The organism is Scytonema millei VB511283, assembly GCF_000817735.3.
Classification (GTDB): domain Bacteria; phylum Cyanobacteriota; class Cyanobacteriia; order Cyanobacteriales; family Chroococcidiopsidaceae; genus Chroococcidiopsis; species Chroococcidiopsis millei_B.
This window is the reverse complement of record NZ_JTJC03000001.1, coordinates 930,003-948,709: the sequence shown is the minus strand read 5'-3', so window position 1 is coordinate 948,709 and position 18,707 is coordinate 930,003. Positions and strand designations below refer to the sequence as shown.

17 protein-coding genes are annotated in these 18,707 nt (G+C 45.1%); 13 read left to right on the top strand and 4 right to left on the bottom strand.

The features are described 5' to 3' along the window. Positions 1 to 49 precede the first annotated feature (49 nt). Positions 50 to 502, top strand: coding sequence for an HmpF-related protein (locus QH73_RS04275; protein ID WP_039715360.1), 453 nt, complete (start codon positions 50 to 52; stop codon positions 500 to 502). 56 nt (positions 503 to 558) lie between these two features. Here QH73_RS04275 and QH73_RS04270 read toward each other — a convergent pair whose 3' ends face one another. Both QH73_RS04270 and QH73_RS04265 read right to left on the bottom strand, forming a co-directional pair. Continuing rightward, positions 559 to 2,616, bottom strand: a complete 2,058-nt coding sequence (locus QH73_RS04270) for an ABC1 kinase family protein (protein WP_039715359.1) — start codon at positions 2,614 to 2,616, stop codon at positions 559 to 561. 320 nt (positions 2,617 to 2,936) lie between these two features. Beyond that, a complete protein-coding gene (locus tag QH73_RS04265) occupies positions 2,937 to 3,659 on the bottom strand; it encodes a type 1 glutamine amidotransferase (protein ID WP_052290011.1) in 723 nt (240 codons plus the stop codon). Positions 3,660 to 3,986: 327 nt separating this feature from the next. On the opposite strand from QH73_RS04265, the gene QH73_RS04260 reads away from it, so the two are divergent. The 9 genes from QH73_RS04260 to QH73_RS04220 all read left to right on the top strand — a co-directional run bounded on the left by QH73_RS04260 (position 3,987) and on the right by QH73_RS04220 (position 13,079). Next, positions 3,987 to 4,916 carry a phytanoyl-CoA dioxygenase family protein gene (locus QH73_RS04260; RefSeq protein WP_052290010.1) on the top strand — a complete coding sequence of 310 codons (930 nt, stop codon included), beginning with the start codon at positions 3,987 to 3,989 and terminating at the stop codon, positions 4,914 to 4,916. A 126-nt stretch (positions 4,917 to 5,042) separates the two neighbouring features. Next, positions 5,043 to 5,954, top strand: a complete 912-nt coding sequence (locus QH73_RS04255) for a phytanoyl-CoA dioxygenase family protein (RefSeq protein ID WP_039715358.1) — start codon at positions 5,043 to 5,045, stop codon at positions 5,952 to 5,954. A gap of 97 nt (positions 5,955 to 6,051) precedes the next feature. Continuing rightward, positions 6,052 to 7,401: a glutamine synthetase family protein gene (locus QH73_RS04250; protein ID WP_039715357.1), complete on the top strand. Its 1,350-nt coding sequence runs from the start codon at positions 6,052 to 6,054 to the stop codon at positions 7,399 to 7,401. 106 nt (positions 7,402 to 7,507) lie between these two features. Then, positions 7,508 to 9,010: an APC family permease gene (locus tag QH73_RS04245; protein WP_039715356.1), complete on the top strand. Its 1,503-nt coding sequence runs from the start codon at positions 7,508 to 7,510 to the stop codon at positions 9,008 to 9,010. A 3-nt stretch (positions 9,011 to 9,013) separates the two neighbouring features. Then, positions 9,014 to 10,345: a proline-rich domain-containing protein gene (locus QH73_RS27690; protein WP_132866611.1), complete on the top strand. Its 1,332-nt coding sequence runs from the start codon at positions 9,014 to 9,016 to the stop codon at positions 10,343 to 10,345. Continuing rightward, complete coding sequence (locus tag QH73_RS27685) at positions 10,345 to 10,959, top strand: ABC transporter permease (protein ID WP_039715353.1); 615 nt, start codon at positions 10,345 to 10,347, stop codon at positions 10,957 to 10,959. Before QH73_RS27690 ends, QH73_RS27685 begins: the two co-directional genes overlap by 1 nt. Further along, positions 10,908 to 11,771: an ABC transporter ATP-binding protein gene (locus tag QH73_RS04230; protein ID WP_201277942.1), complete on the top strand. Its 864-nt coding sequence runs from the start codon at positions 10,908 to 10,910 to the stop codon at positions 11,769 to 11,771. Before QH73_RS27685 ends, QH73_RS04230 begins: the two co-directional genes overlap by 52 nt. A gap of 90 nt (positions 11,772 to 11,861) precedes the next feature. Next, positions 11,862 to 12,539: a potassium channel family protein gene (locus QH73_RS04225; protein WP_039715351.1), complete on the top strand. Its 678-nt coding sequence runs from the start codon at positions 11,862 to 11,864 to the stop codon at positions 12,537 to 12,539. Positions 12,540 to 12,548: 9 nt separating this feature from the next. Continuing rightward, the gene (locus tag QH73_RS04220) at positions 12,549 to 13,079 is read left to right on the top strand and encodes a DUF3124 domain-containing protein (RefSeq protein WP_039715350.1); all 531 of its coding nucleotides are present in this window, start codon (positions 12,549 to 12,551) and stop codon (positions 13,077 to 13,079) included. 78 nt (positions 13,080 to 13,157) lie between these two features. Here the strand turns inward: QH73_RS04220 and QH73_RS04215 are convergent, their stop codons facing one another. Continuing rightward, on the bottom strand, positions 13,158 to 14,720 hold the full coding sequence (locus QH73_RS04215; RefSeq protein WP_039715349.1) for a cation:proton antiporter: 1,563 nt from the start codon (positions 14,718 to 14,720) through the stop codon (positions 13,158 to 13,160). Between the two features lie 162 nt (positions 14,721 to 14,882). Between QH73_RS04215 and QH73_RS04210 the strand changes: the two genes are divergently transcribed. The 3 genes from QH73_RS04210 to QH73_RS04200 all read left to right on the top strand — a co-directional run bounded on the left by QH73_RS04210 (position 14,883) and on the right by QH73_RS04200 (position 17,559). Continuing rightward, positions 14,883 to 15,038, top strand: coding sequence for a hypothetical protein (locus QH73_RS04210; RefSeq protein ID WP_165587615.1), 156 nt, complete (start codon positions 14,883 to 14,885; stop codon positions 15,036 to 15,038). Further along, a complete protein-coding gene (recN, locus tag QH73_RS04205) occupies positions 15,032 to 16,939 on the top strand; it encodes a DNA repair protein RecN (protein WP_132866608.1) in 1,908 nt (635 codons plus the stop codon). Before QH73_RS04210 ends, recN begins: the two co-directional genes overlap by 7 nt. Before the next feature lie 107 nt (positions 16,940 to 17,046). Beyond that, entirely contained in the window at positions 17,047 to 17,559 is a 513-nt protein-coding gene (locus tag QH73_RS04200; protein ID WP_039715347.1) for a GNAT family N-acetyltransferase, read from the top strand. Positions 17,560 to 17,619: 60 nt separating this feature from the next. Here the strand turns inward: QH73_RS04200 and QH73_RS04195 are convergent, their stop codons facing one another. Then, a complete protein-coding gene (locus QH73_RS04195) occupies positions 17,620 to 18,318 on the bottom strand; it encodes a response regulator (RefSeq protein ID WP_039715346.1) in 699 nt (232 codons plus the stop codon). Positions 18,319 to 18,707: the final 389 nt, after the last annotated feature.

Below are 18,707 nucleotides of genomic sequence, written 5' to 3'. Positions count from 1 at the left end.
CTTGGCACTGATAACTGACAACTGATAACTGATAACTGATAACTGATAAATGTTCTACCTCGCTCAAATTATCAAGTACGGGATTTCTGGTAAGTTAGGCTTAAAATTGCTTGCCAGTCAGGAAGCAGAGCATACTTGGATATTGGTAAGCGATCGCAGTGCTATTCTCGATGTGGAAACTACGATCGGCGATCGCTGTCCTTTTACTCTTGCTGAGGGTTTGTTGGTACTAGCAGAACTCTCACCAGATTGCTGTCAGGTTTACAGCCTTCATAATGCTGCGGATTGGGTGATGGAATTAGTTCAAACCTATCTCACTAGTGGCATTACTCCATTATTTTTGCAGCAGGAAATGGAACGCGCCGAGAAGTGGCGACAAACCCTCACTTTACAAACGCAAGAGTTATCTCGACGGGCGCTAGAAGTGGAGGCTAGACGAGAACAAATTCAGGCTTTGGAAACAAATGTGAGACGAGAACAAGAGGAAGATGAAACGAGTTAGGTAATGGGTAGTTGGTAGTTGGTAGTAGGGTGGGCAATGCTACCCTACTACTGTTTTTAGACTCTTGCGGGTGGTAAGACTAGCCGATCGCGTGCATCTGGTTTATAACCGTTGCTGTAATTATCTTCTGGTGTAATTAATAATTCCCGCAACAGACGGGCGATCGCTTTTTGAGTTAGCTGACTGGCGAGTTGCTGCCCGATCTTTTGAGTCTCTGGTTTTGTTAACACCTGTGCCAATTGCGGAATTAATTGTGCAGGGTCGAAACCACGGGTTTCTTGTAAAATTCCCCAAATCCGCTTAATATGCTCCAAGGTTTGCTGTTGCTCGGTAGAAGCCCCAGGAGTTTCGTGAATTGCCATTGCGAGGCGATTTCCCAAGGGAACGCGATCGAATGTGTCTCGCAGTCTAGATGTGACGGCGTGTAAGGTATTTCGACTCACAGCATCTACACTTTTAGCAATTTCATCCACTAGGCGATCGCGAATAAAAGCCCCGCGTTCGGATGAGAGAAAATCAATCATTTGATTCAGGACGATGTTAAAGTCGTAGTCCTGATTTCCACGGGCATTGCGTAACAAGTTTTCTAAACGATTCCAGCGAAATGTCCCTTCTTTAAACAGCAAATCTTTTAATGATGCCCGCAATTCTGGCGCTGGATCGATCAATAATCGCTTTGCAACGTAAGGATAAGCGGCGCTGAGAACTTTAAAATCAGGTTCGATCCGAATGGCAATTCCTTCTAACGTCACCAGAGAGCGAATAATCAAAGCGTAGTATGCTGGGACGCGGAAAGGATATTCATACATTAAATTCGACAGTTCGTCAGTAATGCTTTTAATATTTAATTCCGATACGCTAGCACCCAAAGCAGCATTAAACACCTTCGCAAAAGCAGGGACGATGGGTGTTAAATCTGTATCTGGAGTCAAAAACTCCAATTTCACATAGTCCTGTGCTAAAGAGTCAAAATCACGATTTACCAAGTGGACGATCGCTTCAATCAATCCGTACCTTTGGGCTGGCTTGATCTCGCTCATCATGCCAAAGTCTAAATATGCCAACTTGCCATCGGGCGTGGCAAGTAAATTCCCTGGGTGAGGATCGGCGTGGAAAAATCCATTTTCCAATAGCTGACGTAGCGAACACTGTACCCCAACTTCAATAATGTGCTGGGCATCTATTCCTTGGGCGCGAATCGCTTCTACCTGTGTCAGCTTCGTTCCCGTAATCCACTCCATCGTCAAGACTCGGCGCTGGGTATATTGCCAGTAGATTTTGGGGACGTAAATATCTGGTAAATAGCCGTAGTATTCGGTAAAACGTTCGGCGTTTTCGCCCTCCTGAACGTAGTCCATTTCTTCAAAAATGCGATATCCAAACTCATCGAGAATATCGACTAAGTTACTGCGGATGCGCATAAAAGTTTTGTTTGCCCAAGCTGCCAAACGACGAATGATGTATAAGTCGATAGTAATGCGATCGCGCAGGTCGGGACGCTGCACTTTCACCGCCACTTCTTCCCCAGTCTTCAGCCTACCCTTATACACCTGCCCTAAAGAAGCAGCAGCAATCGGATTGGGAGACAATTCGGCGTAAATTTCCTCTGGAGTTTGCCCCAATTCCTCTTGAATGAAACGGTAGGCGATCGCATTATCAAAAGGTGGTAGCTGATCTTGCAGTTGTGTTAGTTCCTCTAAATATCCAGGTGGAACTAAATCGGGGCGAGTAGAAAGAGCCTGACCGATTTTGATATAAGCTGGACCCAGTTGCGTTAACAATTCCCTCAGTTGAACTGCCCTGCGCTGCTGCATTTTTAAGCTGCGTCCCCATTGCTTATCCCACCACAAACCAAAAGCAAAGGAAAAACAAGGCAGCAGAACCGCAAAAATTCTACCAACAACCTGAAAAGGACGACGACTGTAATATGCAGCGATCGCTTCCGGTTCGTATCTCAACGCCAATTCCGGCTCGATCGAGCTGTGTCCGATTTCCGTAGCGTGTCTTGGCACAATAGCCGTGCTATTAGGGCTATCTGCCGTTACTTCCACGTAACTGCCTTGTAGATCAGTATCTAACTGCTGAGGATTGGGGGGAACCTGCTTCACATTCATGAATTTGGTGACGCTTGGGCGTGAGTTTGCTAACTATTGTAACAATTTGTTACCTAAAAAAGTTGTCGCAATACCCAAACGCCGCTGGACTTAAGACAGAAATCTGCTAATCCAAAGCGCGATCGCACTGCACCAACGTCATCATTATCGCTTTTTAGCCCGGTAAAGCAATCCTGCTAAATGAGGGAGTCGGGATTAGGGAGACAAGGGGACAAGGGAGACAAGGAAGCAGAGGGGCAGAGGGGCAGAGGGAGCATTTTTAGACACTAGCCACTAGCTACTAGTCACTTGATAACTGATAACTGATAACTGTCAACCAATTACCTATGAACTTGAATAAAATTCCCCATTAAGCTATCTGCCAAAGGTGCTACAGCGGGAGAGTGCAATTTTGCTAATTCAATCATTTGCTCTACAGTTGTATCGGAGATTTTACTATCGATTAATTCCTGTTCGATAACATCGGCGCAGTCCAGTAGCACGTTTTCATCTATTTCAGGGTGAAACTGAATTGCCCAAACAAAATCGCGGTAGCGAAAGGCTTGATTGGGGTATATATCACTTTTAGCTAAATGGATGCAATCGGCAGGAATATCGAATGTATCTTGATGAGATTGAAAGACGCGAAATCGATTTGGGAAGTCATGTAACAAAGGATCGTTTGTCCCATCACATGTTAATTGTAGTTCGCACCATCCTGCTTCCCTACCCGATTTTCCTCGATAGACTTTAGCTCCTAGTATCTTTGCTAAAATTTGCGAACCGAGACAGATACCGAGAATAGGAATTTCTTGCGCGATCGCCTTTTCGATTAATTGAAATTCATAACGCAGAAAAGGATATTCTTCGTCTTCATAAGCACTTACTGCTCCACCTAAAACCACAATATGAGAATAATTTTCAATGGGTTCGTCAAGAGTTTCTCCGGCGTATGTATCTAAATAGCGAAAGGGGATTTCTGCTTGTTTAACGGCAGTTTTCAGCATTCCCAAACTCGAACACTCTTCATGTCTAATTACTAAAATGTGTGGTTGTACTACCATTTTCTTGTTATTTGAGTGGTAAATCTAAAGAAAGAGAAGCCAGAACTCAGAAGTACTAACAAATGACGACTGACAAATGACAAATGACCAATTTTAGATATCGGAGATGCGATCGCAGAAAATCTGTATTTTAAGTAACAGATATTAGCTATGTCACCAATTTTCAACGATAGTTAATAAAAATGTCGTTGAGTATACAGCTAGATTTCAGTATGCATTAGATATTAATTTACTATCTCAAACTTGTTATACCAACTAAAAATCGGCTAGTTTCACAGCTTGCTTTAAAAAAACCGCCTCATACAACTACCGACTTCTGAATTCATCATGGTATTAACTGACAAACAAATTAAATCATTTCATGAAGATGGATTTTTAATTGTCAAAAATCTGTTGGATGAAGAATTAGTCAATCGCTTGGTCAAAAGAATCGATCCTTTATTTGCTGGAGAATTTGAAACGGGAGTTTATCCCGATGAATGGCATTGGAACCCATATTTAGGATTACCAGGTGCATCGGGACAAATGACTAGCGTGTGGAAAAGCGATCGCGTTATGGCATCGGTGATTCTTTCTGCCAAAATTGGCGAAATTGCTGCCGATCTGGGTAACTGGAATGGTACGCGGATCTTGGGTGATAGCTTGTGGACAAAACCCTTTGGGGCAACAGAAACAACCCTACATCAAGATTCGATGTATTCGTTCTACTACACCCCAGCCCAAAAAGAAGTTGTCTGCTGGATTGCCCTCAGCCATGCTATGCCAGGGGGCAGTACGATTGAATACGTGCGCGGGTCGCACTGCTGGGCGCTGTCAGATACCGTACCAGAGTTTCACGGACCAAAAAAAAGCTATCGCTGGGAAATGGAACAAGCCGCGAAACGGGTAGGCATAGACGAACCCGATGTCGTGCAATTAGAACTAGAACCAGGAGATTGCGCCTTCCATCACGGGCATATGTGGCACGGTTCGGGCAAAAATCTCATGCCTGACTTAGTGCGGCAAAGTTTAGTCATTGCTTACATACCTGCCGAGTCGAAGTTTATGCCAGCAGGGGCATACGTCCCAGGCGGTTATATTGCGGGACGCTACAAGCGATATGGCGATGACACGATGGACGAAAGCTTTTTCCCGATTGTTTGGCAACAAGACGGCAAGCGATCGCAGTTTTTAGCTGAATACTGCGAAGATCCTTTGGTAAGCGTAGGGGCGGGTTTGTCAGATATATTTACGGTTAAACAGACGAGCTGTACGTAAACCCGCCCGTACAAAAGTCAAAAGTCAAAAGTTGAAATGCTGATGAGTTAAGTCGCAAATCGTACAAAAACAAGTTCATTTCTTCTGCCCTCTGCCTTCTGCTTTATTCTCAAAAGAGATCTGGTAATGATATACAAACCAGTAGAATTGACAGCAGCGCAAATCGACCAATTTCAAGATCGGGGTTATTTGATAATAGAAAAGTTTCTCGATCTAGAATTAGTCAATCGCCTCATCGAACGCTTCGATCCTCTATTTGCCACACAGTTTGAAACAGGGATTTATCCCGATGAGTGGTTTGGCAGACCAGGATTGAGTCAGTCAAACGCCACAAGACAGATGGGGGGAATGTGGAGATGCGATCGCACCGTAGCGAGTTTTTCTCTCTCGGCGGAAATTGCCCGTCTCAACGCTACTTTAGCTGCTTGGTCTGGGGGCAGATTAGCAACCGATAGCTGTTGGATCAAGCCCCCTGGTGCGCCAGAAGTCTATTTCCATCGCAACAATACTTACGTCAGTTGCATCGACCCCTCTACAGTCATTACCTGTTGGATTGCTTTAAGCGATGCGACACCAGAAGCAGGAACTTTAGAATTCGTCCCTGGTTCCCACAAATGGGAATGTCCTGACAAAGTACGGTTTCTCCACGCCCCCAAAGAAGACTATCGCCAACCTTTATGGGATGCAGCCACAGAAGTAGGAATCGCATCCCCAGAAATTGTCTTAGCTGAAATTCCCCCTGGTGGCTGTATCTTTCTCCACGGCAACTTGTGGCATGGTTCGGGCAGAAATACCACCAGCGATAAAACTCGCCGTAGTTTCGCCATCAGCACCTTTCCAGCCGAGACAAAATTTCAGCCTCCTGGCATTGGTTACGGTTACATCTACAGCCGCTACCGCAGCATCGGCGAAACTCAAATGGACGAAAGTTTCTTCCCCATCCTCTGGACGCAAGACGGCTACCAAACCCCCTTCGTCAAAGAATACCGCGAAGATGCCTTGGTCAGTTATCAGTTAACAGTTAACAGTTATCAGTGACCAAAACAATTCGTAATTCGTAATTCGCAATTAATTAATTGCTCACCCCTAGCCCCTAGCCCCTAGCCCCTAGCCCCTAGCCCCTAGCCCCTCTCTTATGACAATCGCCCTGAATCGCGTTGAAGATCGCATCTCTGAAGTTGTAGCCACTTTGAAGGCACAAGGTATCAAGCAAGTTCGGTTTGAATTCTCTGACTTACATGGAGTATCGCGATCGAAATTAGTTCCCATTGATGCAGTCGAAGGCTTTTCCCGTCAGGGATTGAACTTCTATGGTGGCATGATGGGACTGGATACTGGTTCTCAGATCGTTGCCGAAACCAAGTTGCATGAAGAGATGAACTATCGGGACGGGGTACTGATACCTGATTTCGATACTCTGATGCCGATTCCCTGGTTGGACGGTCACGCCAGAGTTATCTGCGATTACGAGTGGAAGCAAGGGGACGTGATGGCATCCTACCCGCGCTACGTCTACAAGCGAGTGCTGCAAAAAGCCGCCGAGATGGGCTTTGACGTGATGATGGGGATAGAGTTGGAATTTTATCTATTAGATGGGAAAACTCGCCAACCCGTATTTAGCGGAGTCCATTGCTTCAACACGCTGCGAAATCAATATGTACCAATTATTGACGAGTTATTAAATCATTTACTTGAGTGTGGCATCGACTTGATCGATCACGGTTGCGAGTACGGACCAGGACAAATGGAAATTAATTATGGTCCTGCCGTGGGTATGAAAGCTGCTGATAAAGCCTTCATGTTCAAACAGATTGTCAAAGAAGTTTGTCAGCGGGCGGGATATTTGGCAACGTTTATGTCTCGACCGTTCAGCGACCAGACAGGGTGTGGCAGTCACGTTCATGTTTGTTTGCTAGATAAAGATAGCGATCGCAATATATTTTTAGATTTAGACGATACCAACGGACTCTCTGCTACTGCAAAATCTTTTATTCAGGGAATTTTGCACTACGGAGATAGCATTATGCCGCTAATTGCCCCCACACCAAATTGCTATCGTCGCTATCTTCCCCCTACATTCGTTTCAATTTATCGCGGTTGGGGCATTCAAGACCGCACGGGGATGGTACGGGTGAAAGCCTCCCATGACGAAAATACTCATATTGAAATGCGGGCAGCTTCCAGTATCAGCAATCCCTACCTCAGTGCTGCGGCTACCGTAGCGGCGGGATTGTTGGGCATTCAACATGACATGGAGTTACAGCCACCAATCGAAGGCAAAGGACTGTATGGCGATCGCAATTTACCTCAATTACCCCAAACCCTAGATGCAGCCTTAACCGCAATGGGAACCAATACAGAACTTACAGAATTACTTGGAGAAGAATTCGTGCGCGTCTTTACCGCCGTCAAACAAGCCGAACTCAACCGCTGCAAAGCCCACGTTACAGACTGGGAAAAGAACGAGTATATGGAAATTTATTGATTGGTTGTTGGTTGTTGGTTGACGGTTGACGGTTGACAGTTGTTTTTTCTCCCTTTTCCCCTCATTCTTCCCCTTACCCCCTACCCCTTATCCCTTACCCCTCTTCATGACTACAGAACGGATTTCTAACAGTAATAGCGATCGCCTGTCGTTGGCGGAGTTGATTCCACCGCGCATTCTACCCCGCGTTTTGGGGCGGTGGGATTTAATTGTCGTTTATATTTCGATTATCTATGCCAGCTATGGTTCTGGACAGATGGCGGGTGCGGGCTGGCAGGCAATTAGTATTTGGCTGTTGGCGTACCTGATTTTTCTTTTGCCTGCGGGAATGTGTTCTTTGGAACTGGGACATCTGTTTCCAGAGGAAGGCGGTGTTTACGTCTGGGCAAGCAAGACAATGGGTAAGTTTTGGGGTTTTATGGGCGGTTGGCTGTCGTGGATGCCCGTATTTGGCGCAATTACCCCTTGGACGGCGATCGCCACTTCTTATCTATCTACTGCTTTCGGTTGGAAACTGCAACTGTGGCAGCAGGTAGGAGTGCAAATTGCGATCGTCTGGGCAGCGGTGTTTATTTCTTTATTTAGCTTGCGACAGGCACAAAAGATCGTTAATCGACTGTTTTATGTCTATGCTGGTTTATCAATCTTAAGTATTGTCGCCGCGATCGCTTATGTTATCAACAACGGGAATTTCGCTACTCCGATTCCTTCGTTTGGGGAATTGATGCCCAACTTGCAAGAAAATGGGGCAATTTTTGCTTTGGCAGTCTTGCTGTTGTTAGGAGTGGAAACGCCTTTCAATATGGGAGTCGAGTTTAAATCTGTCAACAAAGCTGCTCCCTGGATGGTGTTTGGTGGATCGTTGATTTTGGGGTTGTTTTATTTAATTACGACAGCCAGCGTTTTAATTACAACACCCTTGGGTAAAGCCGATCCTTATGTATCTCAATCTTTGATTTACGGTCAAGTGGGTTGGGGTTCTCTAGTAGTGGTAAGCGGCTTTTTATATGGCTTTACGACAATCGCCCAACACGCTTGCTATCAGTATGCATACTCCCGTCTGCTATTTATTTCGGGCATAGAAAAGCACCTACCGAAAATTTTTGCCTATGTCGATCCTCGCACTCGCACCCCCGTAGCCGCAATATTGTTGCAAGGGGCGATTATCACTGCGATCGTGTTAATCATGTATTCCAACGCCAATCTGACAGTAGCAACGCAAGTTTTGCTAGCATCGATCACCGTAGTTTGGTGCATTTCTAATTATTTCTTTATCTTTCCAGTCGCGATCGCCCGTCGTAAATATCCCCACCTTTACAGCGAACCAGGGCGCGTCAGTTGGCAAATTCCAGGCGGGACGGTTGGCACTTGGCTGACGCTGATTGTCGCCACCATAGGCAATACAATCGCGATCTACTATTGTTTTGCTTCCCCGTGGGTATCGGAACTGAGTGTAGGTGAGTGGGCACCTAAAGTAGCGATTGTCTCAGGAGTGGCGATCGCGCTAGGTGTGGCAATTTATTTTATCAGCCTCAAGCGTTCCGCGCACGTCAACACCGAAGACGAACTAGCGCAATATGCCTTTTTAGAATCCGATGGGGAGAAATAAATTGTGGTAGGCAAGTTTTTCAGAATGGCGCTGGCAAATTTGGGACGCTACGCCATGCGAACCGGACTGACGGCGGCTGGTTTAGCACTGGCGATCGCAGCAGTATTATTTGTCAATGCCGTGGCTTTGAGTTTTGAATCGGGAACTACCAACGTCTACGACTTCATTCGCCAAACTCCCCAAGGTATAGCTAACGTCTGGATTACTCCACCTACAGGATTTCAACTCGACAAGCAGACGGGGTTTTTTACAACTAAAGAGACATTACCCGAAAGCGCGATCGCACCGATATTGCAACAAAATGGCGATCGAGGTTTGAAGGTACTCACGGCAAAGTTTCCATCCGTCACGACTACGTCGCAGAAGATCCCCCCTAGCCCCCCTTCACAAGGGGGGAAGAAATCAGAAAGCCCCCCTTTTCAAGGGGGGTTGGGGGGATCTCAAAGCCCTCCTTCACAAGGGGGGAAGAAATCAGAAAGCCCCCCTTTTCAAGGGGGGTTGGGGGGATCTCAAAGCCCTCCTTCACAACCGAAATTAGGGGGATCGCCCGCCCTCTACGGCTGTTCCACCTGTAGAACAGTCATTTTGAGCCGCAAAGCCGCCCAAACCCTACAACTCAAACCAGGAGACACTTTAAAAGTCAAACAAATCTCCTTACCAGTCGATGCAGTCGGAACCATACCCGATTTAGGTGCGGTAGGGATCGTGCAAATGCCCCTCAGCGCAGCCCAACAGATTTTAGAACAACCAGGAAGAATCAGTTGGGTCATGTTACCAACCAAAGATGCCTTTACCCTCCGCCAATTTCTTACCCAAAGGAATATTCAAGTCACAACCGATCCTACCGTCACCGCCACCGACAAAAACGCCACTGCCTACTTTTTGGAAGAACGCTTCAGTCGCGCCGATATGGTAGGTTTCAACGTCAAATTAGCTGCAATTTACTTCAACCAAGCAGGTGCTTCCCTTTTAGGCTGGCTGGCTAAAATTACCCTCGGCTTGGGATTCGTACTCATGCTGACAGCCGCTTTACTCAGTATCGAAGAACGCAAACGAGAATTTGGCATTTTTGCGGCTGTAGGAGTCAGTAGCGATGTATTTTATCTATTTTTACTAGAGTCTTTGCTACTCTTTTTCAGTGCAACCGCGATCGGTCTAATTTTAGGCACGGGGTTATTAGGCTGGCTTGTACCAACTCTATTTAATTGGGGAACTGTACTCAAATCAGCAGCATTAGTTATCTGTTACCTACCACCGATGGTAATTTTTGGTTCTCTTGTCCCCGCCCAAAAATTATTACAAAAATCTCCCCTCGAACTGATTAGGAGTGCTTGATGACAGCAACCATGCGATCGCCCCTGTCTCTAATTCCCCGTCTCGTACAATACACCAACCGTCACATCCAAGCCAACCGCAATCGATCGCTGTTACCAATTGCCACGATCGCCACTGGCACGTTATTAATGTACGTCGTCCTTACGTTAACAGAAATTGTCCAAGCACAGATGGCAGCAATGAGCGGTACTCTCAGCCCAGAAACCGCCGCCGCCTTATCGCGGGCAACCGTATTAATAGCCGTCATTGCCTTAGCAGTAGGGGCGCTAGAAACCGCTGTTATCATGACACGCAGCGTCCTCTCGCGGGTGCAAGAAATTGGCGTGCTAAAAGCCACGGGAGTCAAAGATGAGGTTGTTTTTGGTCTATTTGTGGTCGAAGCCATCCTCTACGGCTTTGCAGGAGGCATTGTAGGAGCATTTTTAGGCTGGTTGGTAGCCGCGATCGTGTTGGTAACTGATGGGAGGGCGATCGCATTAGCAATTCAACCCGCATGGTTAAACTTAGTCATTGCCGCAGGCTTAGCAGTATTAGTATCAGTCATCACCGCCTGGATACCAATTTGGCGCATCGTCAGATTATCGGCAATTCAAGCCCTCTATTACAGATTTTAATCAGTTATCAGTTATCAGTTATCAGTTATCAGTTATCAGTTATCAGTTATCAGTTATCAGTTATCAGTCAACCAACAACAACCATGCTAGATACACAATTACACAGCCAAAAACAACAGATCGCTAATATTCCAGTCGTACAAGTACAAGACTGCTGGAAGATTTATAAATTAGGTGGCGAAATTGTTCGCGCTCTTAAAGGGGTGAATTTGACAATCCAGCCAGGAGAATTTATTTGTTTAATGGGTCCATCGGGTTCGGGTAAATCAACATTGTTACATTTAAGTGCGGGATTGGATCGGATGACAAAAGGAGATATCTTAATTGATGGAGTTTCCTTGCGTCAATTGCCAGAAGCGCATTTGTCGGCACTAAGACATGAAAAAATCGGGTTTATTTTTCAGTCTTATAATTTAATTCCCGCGTTGAGTGCGGTAGAAAATGTAGAATTACCCTTGATGTTTTCAGCCGTCAATTCCAAAAAATTGAGACAGCGGGCAATGCAACTACTCGAAAGAGTAGGATTAGGCGATCGCCTGCATCACAAACCAGCCCAATTATCGGGAGGACAACAGCAGCGAGTTAGTATTGCGCGATCGCTCGTTAGCAATCCTAGCCTTGTTGTTGCAGATGAACCAACCGCAAATTTAGATCGACAAACGGGACAAGAAATTCTGGAACTCTTACGAGAATTAAATACCAATTTTGGTGTAACAATTTTAGTTTCTACCCACGATCCTAATGTAGCAAAGTATGCCAACAGAATTATTCATTTATCTGACGGGCAAATCGTTCAAGAAGTCAAAAGTTAAAAGTCAAAAGTTAAAAGTCAAAAAATGACAAATTAAGCTATAGCCGAGATTTCTGCTAGCCTAGAAATTGAAACATTGAACTGAGAAGCAATGTACATACTCATTGGCGGTGCGGGCTTAGTTGGGCTAAATTTGGCACAAAAGCTTGTAGAGTTAGGTCATACTGTTGCAATTATCGATTGCGATCCTCATGCCTGTCGTTATGCCCGCGAACAAGTGGGGGTGATGGCGTTTGAAGGGAGTGCAGTCAGTACAGAAGTCTTATTAGAAGCAGGGATTCGCAAAGCTGACTCTGTGGCTGCTGTCCTCCGTCAGGATGCTTTAAATTTAGCAATGGTAACTCTTGCCAAGCACTACGGAGTCTCTCACATTTTGGCGCGGATGCGACATCGTGATTTTGCCGAACCGCTACGTCTTGCCGGAGCTAATCATATTATTAGTACTGTAGAGCTGGCAGTCTCTACAATGGTAAATGCGATCGAGTATCCCCAAGTAGAATCGATGATGCATTTCGAGCAGGGACAAATTGAAGTATTGAAACTCGCTCTTCCTAATAATTGCTACGTTGTCGGTCGTAGCGTTGCCGAAATTGCTCAAGATAAAAGATTTCCTACTGGCTCTTTAATTATTGGTTATCAAGCCCATCCTCATGAAGATTTAGTCATACCTAATGGTAGTACAATACTAGAACCAGATTCAACTGTATTAATCGTGACGAAACCAGGCTCGCTGCATCAAGTCATCGATTTTATCGAAGGTTGTCGGTAACTAATTTTCATGAGAATATATCCATTATTTTGCTTGCTTGTATCTGTTGTTTTTCTGACTTCCTGTACGTCACCAAGTCCATCGCGACAAGCCAATTCTCCGCAGGAAACTCCATCTCAACAAGTCGTAGTAGATAAAAACTTTAAAAGAGTAGCAGGTCAAACTATCTACGTTCCTGTCTACTCGCATATCTATCACGATGATGGAAAAAAAACTTTTAATTTAGCAGCTACCCTCAGTATTCGTAATACCGATTTAGCAAATCCTATTATCATTACCTTTGTTCGCTACTATGATACAAATGGAAAGTTAGTCAGGCAATATTTAGAGCAGCCAATTCAAATTGATGCTCTAGTTTCTACAGATTTTGTCATTGATACAACCGATACTAGTGGAGGATCGGGAGCTAAATTTCTGGTGGAATGGATAGCTCAAACAGAAGTTTCCGAACCTATTATTGAAGCAGTTATGATTGGTAGCGGCTACCATCAAGGCATTTCTTTTATTAGTCCAGGTAAAGTCATTAAAAATAAGTCGTAAGTCGTAAGTCGTAAGTCGTAAGTCGGAACTAACTGCTCGTGCGCTCCCTGATAACTGATAACTGATAACTGATAACTGTCAATCATCTTCTAATTTTAAGAGCTGCTCGTCAAGCTTTTGCAAACGCGATCGCACAATTTCTTCTGAAAGAATTTGCTTGCGAATTGCCTCATTCAGCGCTCCTTTTTCTGCTAATAATAAGCGACGACGGATAGCATCGAGTTTTGTACGATCGCCTATACTAACATCTAAATCATTTGGGCGGCGATTGTAGATTTCCCGCAGTGCTTTTTCTGCCCCTGCTACTCTTACCTGATACGCCGATCTCATTTCTTCGTAGACGGCTTTTGGTAATACTCCCGACCTTAACAAACTATCTAATTCATCTTGTGCTGCCTTGGCAGTCATTAATTGTGCTTGTAATTCTTCAATCTGTTGCCGAAATTGGGAAAATTCAGACAGATGCAAACGTTTAATAAACCAAGGTAAGCTCAATCCTTGCCCAACTAAGGATAGCAACACTGTACCAAACACTATCGCAATTAGCTGCTCTCGCCCTGCCACTGAGGTTGGAATACTCAGCGCCAGTGCCATAGATAACGAGCCTTTGATGTTACCAATAAATAAAACGTGCTGCCAACGCCACGGAATCGGACGGTCGAACCAACGTACTAAAACTAATAGCCCGTAAACAGAGACAACTCGTGCCACCTGACAAGCCAAAAATGTTAATAGTACTGCAGGCAGGGTTTGCCAGAGAGTTATGAGGTTAATTTCTATACCAATAAGCAGAAAAATAAAACTATTAACACCAAAACTGGCACATTCCCAAAAACTCAACAAAGTCAACTTACTAGAAGCTGATATCTGTCTAACAAGCCCAATCGTACCAAAAATTAGCCCGGCAACAACCACCGCTACCCCACCAGAAACTCCCAAAGCCTGTCCGATTTGAAAAGTTCCTAGTGCTACTGCTACTGTTAGCAAGATACTACTGAGCGGATCGTCCATTCGAGCCAATAAACCCGTGCTACCCGTACTCAAATAGCCCAAGGCTAGCCCTACTAAAATACTGCCTGCGATCGCTATAAAAAGTTGTTGTAACCCACCCAAAATTGAGAACGAACCAGTCACGCTGACATTTAAAACTAGATTAAATAAAACTAGAGTGAAAATATCATTGAATAACGTTTCTCCCTCGACAATCGTGGATAATCGCGAAGGCACAAGCACTTCTTTAAAAACAGCAATCACGGAAACGGTATCTGTATTTGCTAAAATCACCCCAACTAGCAACGCTGGTATCCAACTTAAACCCAGCCCAAATTTCAGTACTACCGTTATCACCCCAGAGGCGATAACAACTCCTGGTCCCGCTAGCAAGGTAATTGGTTTAATAGTGCTACGCAGGCGACTAGTATCAGTATTGATAGCTGCTTCAAATAGGAGAATTGGCAAAAACAAATTCAAAATCAGAGAGTCATCCAAACCAATACGTTGAGGTAGAAGTTCGGTAATGGCTAAACCAGCTAAGACTAAACCTGCAACATAAGGCATTCGCAACCAACGGGACAGTAAAGCTACGCCAGTTGCTACGAGTAATAGAATAATTAAGACAGTAACTAACTGAGCGACTTCCATTGAAATTAAAGTCAAAAGTTAAAAGTGAAAAGTCAAAAGGGTAAACCTGCTATTTATCCACTTACTCGTTTGCGTTGGCTTACGCCTACAGCCATATTTATCATTGGCTTGTACAAGGCGATCTCTAGGTGGCATCCTAGACTCCTGAGCTGAAAGTCCAACTTGCGACCTATCGTAACAGAAGTCAGCAACCAACTTTCAACTACCAACTACCAACTACCAATTACCAGCGAGACTATTAATCCCCTACCAATGTTGGCTAAAATTCATGAGGTGGCAAGTATGCGATCGCCCTCACGATATAGCCCTTCATGTTAATCTCTCTCCAGATTGAAAATTTTGCTTTAATTGACCAGCTGGAGTTAGAATTCGGCTCAGGTCTGAATGTCCTCACAGGCGAAACTGGTGCTGGTAAATCGATTATTTTAGATGCGATCGATGCAGCTTTGGGTGGTAAAGCCAATAGTCGCGCCATTCGCACGGGAACAAATCGCGCCTTGATTGAAGCGACGTTTCGATTGGATAAAGATGTGGCTGACTGGCTAATTACAGAAGAAATCGAACTACTTGACGATAATTCCTTAATATGCAGTCGCGAATTAACTTTAGCTCAAAATAGCCTCCGCAGCCGATCGCGAGTCAATGGAGTACTCGTCAATCGCCAGCAAATGGCACAACTACGCGATCGCTTAGTAGAAATTACTGCCCAAGGGCAAGCCGTACAGGTAGGACAAGCAGCCCAAGTACGAGAATGGTTAGATCTCTATGGCGGTACAAGTCATTTTCAACAGCGAGAAGTTGTCGCAACTGCTTACACTGAATATCAACAGATCAAAAATAATTTAGAAAAACGGCGACAGTCCGATCGCCAACGGTTACAACAAATTGACTTATTAACTTATCAAGTCAAAGAACTAGAAACAGCCAATTTAACCGAACCAGACGAACTAGAACAGCTAGAACAGGAACGTCAACGCCTCAGCCATGTCGTAGAACTGCAACAGTCGAGTTATAAAGTCTACCAAGTCCTCTATCAAAATGAGAATGACGGGCAAGCCAGCGCCGACTTGCTAGCAGAAGCAGAAGTGACGCTCACAGATATGGTGCAATATGATACCCAGCTACAACCAATCCTCGATTTAGTTGGTGAAGCACTAGCAGCAGTTACGGAAGCAGGACGGCAGATCGGCGCTTATGGAGAAAGTTTAGAATCCGATCCGCAACGGCTAGAAATCGTTGAATCCCGCATTCGCGAATTGAAACTGGTGTGTCGCAAATACGGTACTCTCCCAGAAGCGATCGCCTACTACCAAAAAATCCAGGCAGAACTCGCCGAACTCAACGACAGCGAACAATCGATTGAAGCCTTGGAACAGCAGGAACGAAAATATCTAGACCGACTATTGCAGGAATGCGATCGACTCACCCAACTCCGCCAACAAGCCGCCGCCAAACTCGAAGCACAGATTCTCGCAGAACTCAAACCCTTGGCGATGGAAAAAGTCCAATTTCAAGTAGAAATAGCCTCTACAGTTCCTACAGCCACCGGAAACGACCAAATTTCTTTTCTGTTTAGTCCCAATCCTGGCGAACCATTACAACCCTTAATTGCGATCGCCTCTGGGGGTGAAATGAGTCGATTTCTACTCGCCCTGAAAGCTTGTTTTTCCCAAGCCGAAGCATCTGGAACGCTGATATTTGATGAAATTGATGTTGGCGTATCGGGAAGAGTCGCCCAAGCGATCGCCGATAAACTCCACCACCTGAGCCATCGCCACCAAGTTTTGTGCGTCACCCACCAACCCTTAGTTGCAGCTATGGCAGATCGTCATTTTCGGGTAGATAAGCAAGTTATCGTAGGGGCGGGTTTATCAGACACACCCGGAGACGCACAAACAATCCCAACAAACCCGCCCGTACCCCAATCGGGAGTCGTAGGGGCGGGTTTATCAGACACGTCTGGAAATCAACCAACAATCCCGACAAACCCGCCCGTACCGGGAGCCGAGAGAGAAATCAGAACAGTCGTCAGAGTCACAGCCCTAGATAATTTTGATACGCGGCGGGAGGAATTAGCAAATCTTGCTGGTGGTAAATCTGCCCAAGATGCGATCGCCTTTGCTGAATCTCTCCTCACCCAAGCCGCCAATCAGCGCCAAACTCCACAAAACGGTGCAGCAACAAAATCGCGATCGGTTAAATCGGCAAAAAAACGATAATCGGTTATCAGTTATCAGTTATCAGTTATCAGTTATCAGTCAACTGCCTTCACGGAGTGTAGCGTAGCGTTTACTGTCAACCACCCATTACCAATGACTAATGACCAATGACCAATAACACAAAAATTGAAGTCACCCGCACCTATTTAAAAATGACAACGGCAGATGAGCTAAACCCTGCCAAAATGGAAAGCGATCGCCTGCAAATTCATCAGGTCGTTGAATGTCCGGCTTCTTTTTATCGCTATCTCTACACGGAAGTTGGACGTAAATACCATTGGGGCGATCGCCTCACATGGACAGATGAAGAAATTCGGACTCACCTCAATCGAGCCAATGTTTCTGTGTGGGTTCTCTACTCAATTGGTGCGCCAGCCGGATTTTTTGAATTAAAACAACACGAAGATAAATCGGTAGAAATTGCTTATTTTGGTATTCTCGACGAATTTTTAGGGCGGGGATTCGGCAAACACCTACTCACGGTAGCGATCGAACGAGCTTGGGATTTAACCGAAAATTATATTTGGTTGCATACCTGCACTTTAGACCATCCAGCCGCCATACCCAACTACCTCAATCGCGGCTTTAGACCTTTTAAGCAAGAAACTTATTATATTTAGAGACAATACGTGTAGAGACGTTACATGTAACGTCTCTACACGTAGACATTTGTATAAAAACTATGCTACCAGACCAGCTCTGAGGGCGCGTACAGCCGCCTGCGTCCGATCGTTGACGCATAACTTATTGAGAATATTACGGACGTGAGTTTTGACAGTGCCAACTGTAATGTAGAGTTTATCGGCAATGTCATAATTACTATGCCCTGCCACAATTAGCGCTAATACATCAAGTTCGCGATCGGTTAGGGGAGTCGCTGCCAGCATTTGAGTGTATTCTGGCTCTATGGCATCGATCGCCACCGTTGGCTTAGCACCAACCGGACGAACTTCTTTCAACACAATCCGGGCAATTGACGAATCAATCCAGTTTTCACCTGCGTAGGTCGCTTCTATTGCTTCGACTAATTGATCTATACTGGTATCTTTCATACAGTAAGAGTCTGCTCCAGCCGTAAAAGCAGCTAAAACAGTATCTTCGCGATCGTTTAAAGTCAGAATCAAAACTCTAGTCTTGCAGTCTGGTGTTTGGGTTTGAAACTCGCGGAATCTGCGAGTTAATTCAATCCCATCCATATCTGGTAAACCTACATCGACGATCGCCACGTCTGGCTTAGTCATTTGTAGCAATTGCAAACCATCATGGGCATTAGCAGCATCGCCAACCACTTTCACTTTCTGAGTCTGTTCTAGAGCAGTCCGCATTCCTAAGCGGGTAAGAGTGTGGTCTTCAACCAATGCAACTTGAATTAGACTCATATTCAACCTCAATCAATTCGCTCTCAACAGTTTAGACAATAGTTTAGACAATTACCTGAAAAACAGTTTTTATTGTTGCAGTCAATTCAATTTCAATCAGAAAGTCTATTGAACATTTACTGAAATCGGGTGAGACGCAATGAGTCAATTACCCGCCCTTCGGTAGATACACTGATATTCGCATCAGTCATACAATTCTTCTATCCCTCTAAGGGATGAAGTTGTCCCTAAAAGGGAGCAATTCAGTGACCAGTGACCAGTGACCAGTGACCAGTGACCAGTGGCTAGCTATTGAAACGGTTTCTGGGCAACAAAAGCATTGCTGCTTGGAGATGGTCTAGTTGTAAATACTAACTGATAACTGATAACTGATAACTGATGAGAGGCAA

What these genes read in the sequence shown, in the direction of transcription:
- QH73_RS04195 (WP_039715346.1), bottom strand. Translation starts at nt 18,318, where the DNA reads ATGAGTCTAATTCAAGTTGCATTGGTTGAAGACCACACTCTTACCCGC.
- QH73_RS04260 (WP_052290010.1), top strand. Translation starts at nt 3,987, where the DNA reads ATGGTATTAACTGACAAACAAATTAAATCATTTCATGAAGATGGATTT.
- QH73_RS04250 (WP_039715357.1), top strand. Translation starts at nt 6,052, where the DNA reads ATGACAATCGCCCTGAATCGCGTTGAAGATCGCATCTCTGAAGTTGTA.
- QH73_RS04225 (WP_039715351.1), top strand. Translation starts at nt 11,862, where the DNA reads ATGTACATACTCATTGGCGGTGCGGGCTTAGTTGGGCTAAATTTGGCA.
- QH73_RS04255 (WP_039715358.1), top strand. Translation starts at nt 5,043, where the DNA reads ATGATATACAAACCAGTAGAATTGACAGCAGCGCAAATCGACCAATTT.
- QH73_RS04275 (WP_039715360.1), top strand. Translation starts at nt 50, where the DNA reads ATGTTCTACCTCGCTCAAATTATCAAGTACGGGATTTCTGGTAAGTTA.
- QH73_RS04200 (WP_039715347.1), top strand. Translation starts at nt 17,047, where the DNA reads ATGACCAATAACACAAAAATTGAAGTCACCCGCACCTATTTAAAAATG.
- QH73_RS27685 (WP_039715353.1), top strand. Translation starts at nt 10,345, where the DNA reads ATGACAGCAACCATGCGATCGCCCCTGTCTCTAATTCCCCGTCTCGTA.
- QH73_RS04265 (WP_052290011.1), bottom strand. Translation starts at nt 3,659, where the DNA reads ATGGTAGTACAACCACACATTTTAGTAATTAGACATGAAGAGTGTTCG.
- QH73_RS04220 (WP_039715350.1), top strand. Translation starts at nt 12,549, where the DNA reads ATGAGAATATATCCATTATTTTGCTTGCTTGTATCTGTTGTTTTTCTG.
- QH73_RS04245 (WP_039715356.1), top strand. Translation starts at nt 7,508, where the DNA reads ATGACTACAGAACGGATTTCTAACAGTAATAGCGATCGCCTGTCGTTG.
- recN (WP_132866608.1), top strand. Translation starts at nt 15,032, where the DNA reads ATGTTAATCTCTCTCCAGATTGAAAATTTTGCTTTAATTGACCAGCTG.
- QH73_RS04215 (WP_039715349.1), bottom strand. Translation starts at nt 14,720, where the DNA reads ATGGAAGTCGCTCAGTTAGTTACTGTCTTAATTATTCTATTACTCGTA.
- QH73_RS04270 (WP_039715359.1), bottom strand. Translation starts at nt 2,616, where the DNA reads ATGAATGTGAAGCAGGTTCCCCCCAATCCTCAGCAGTTAGATACTGAT.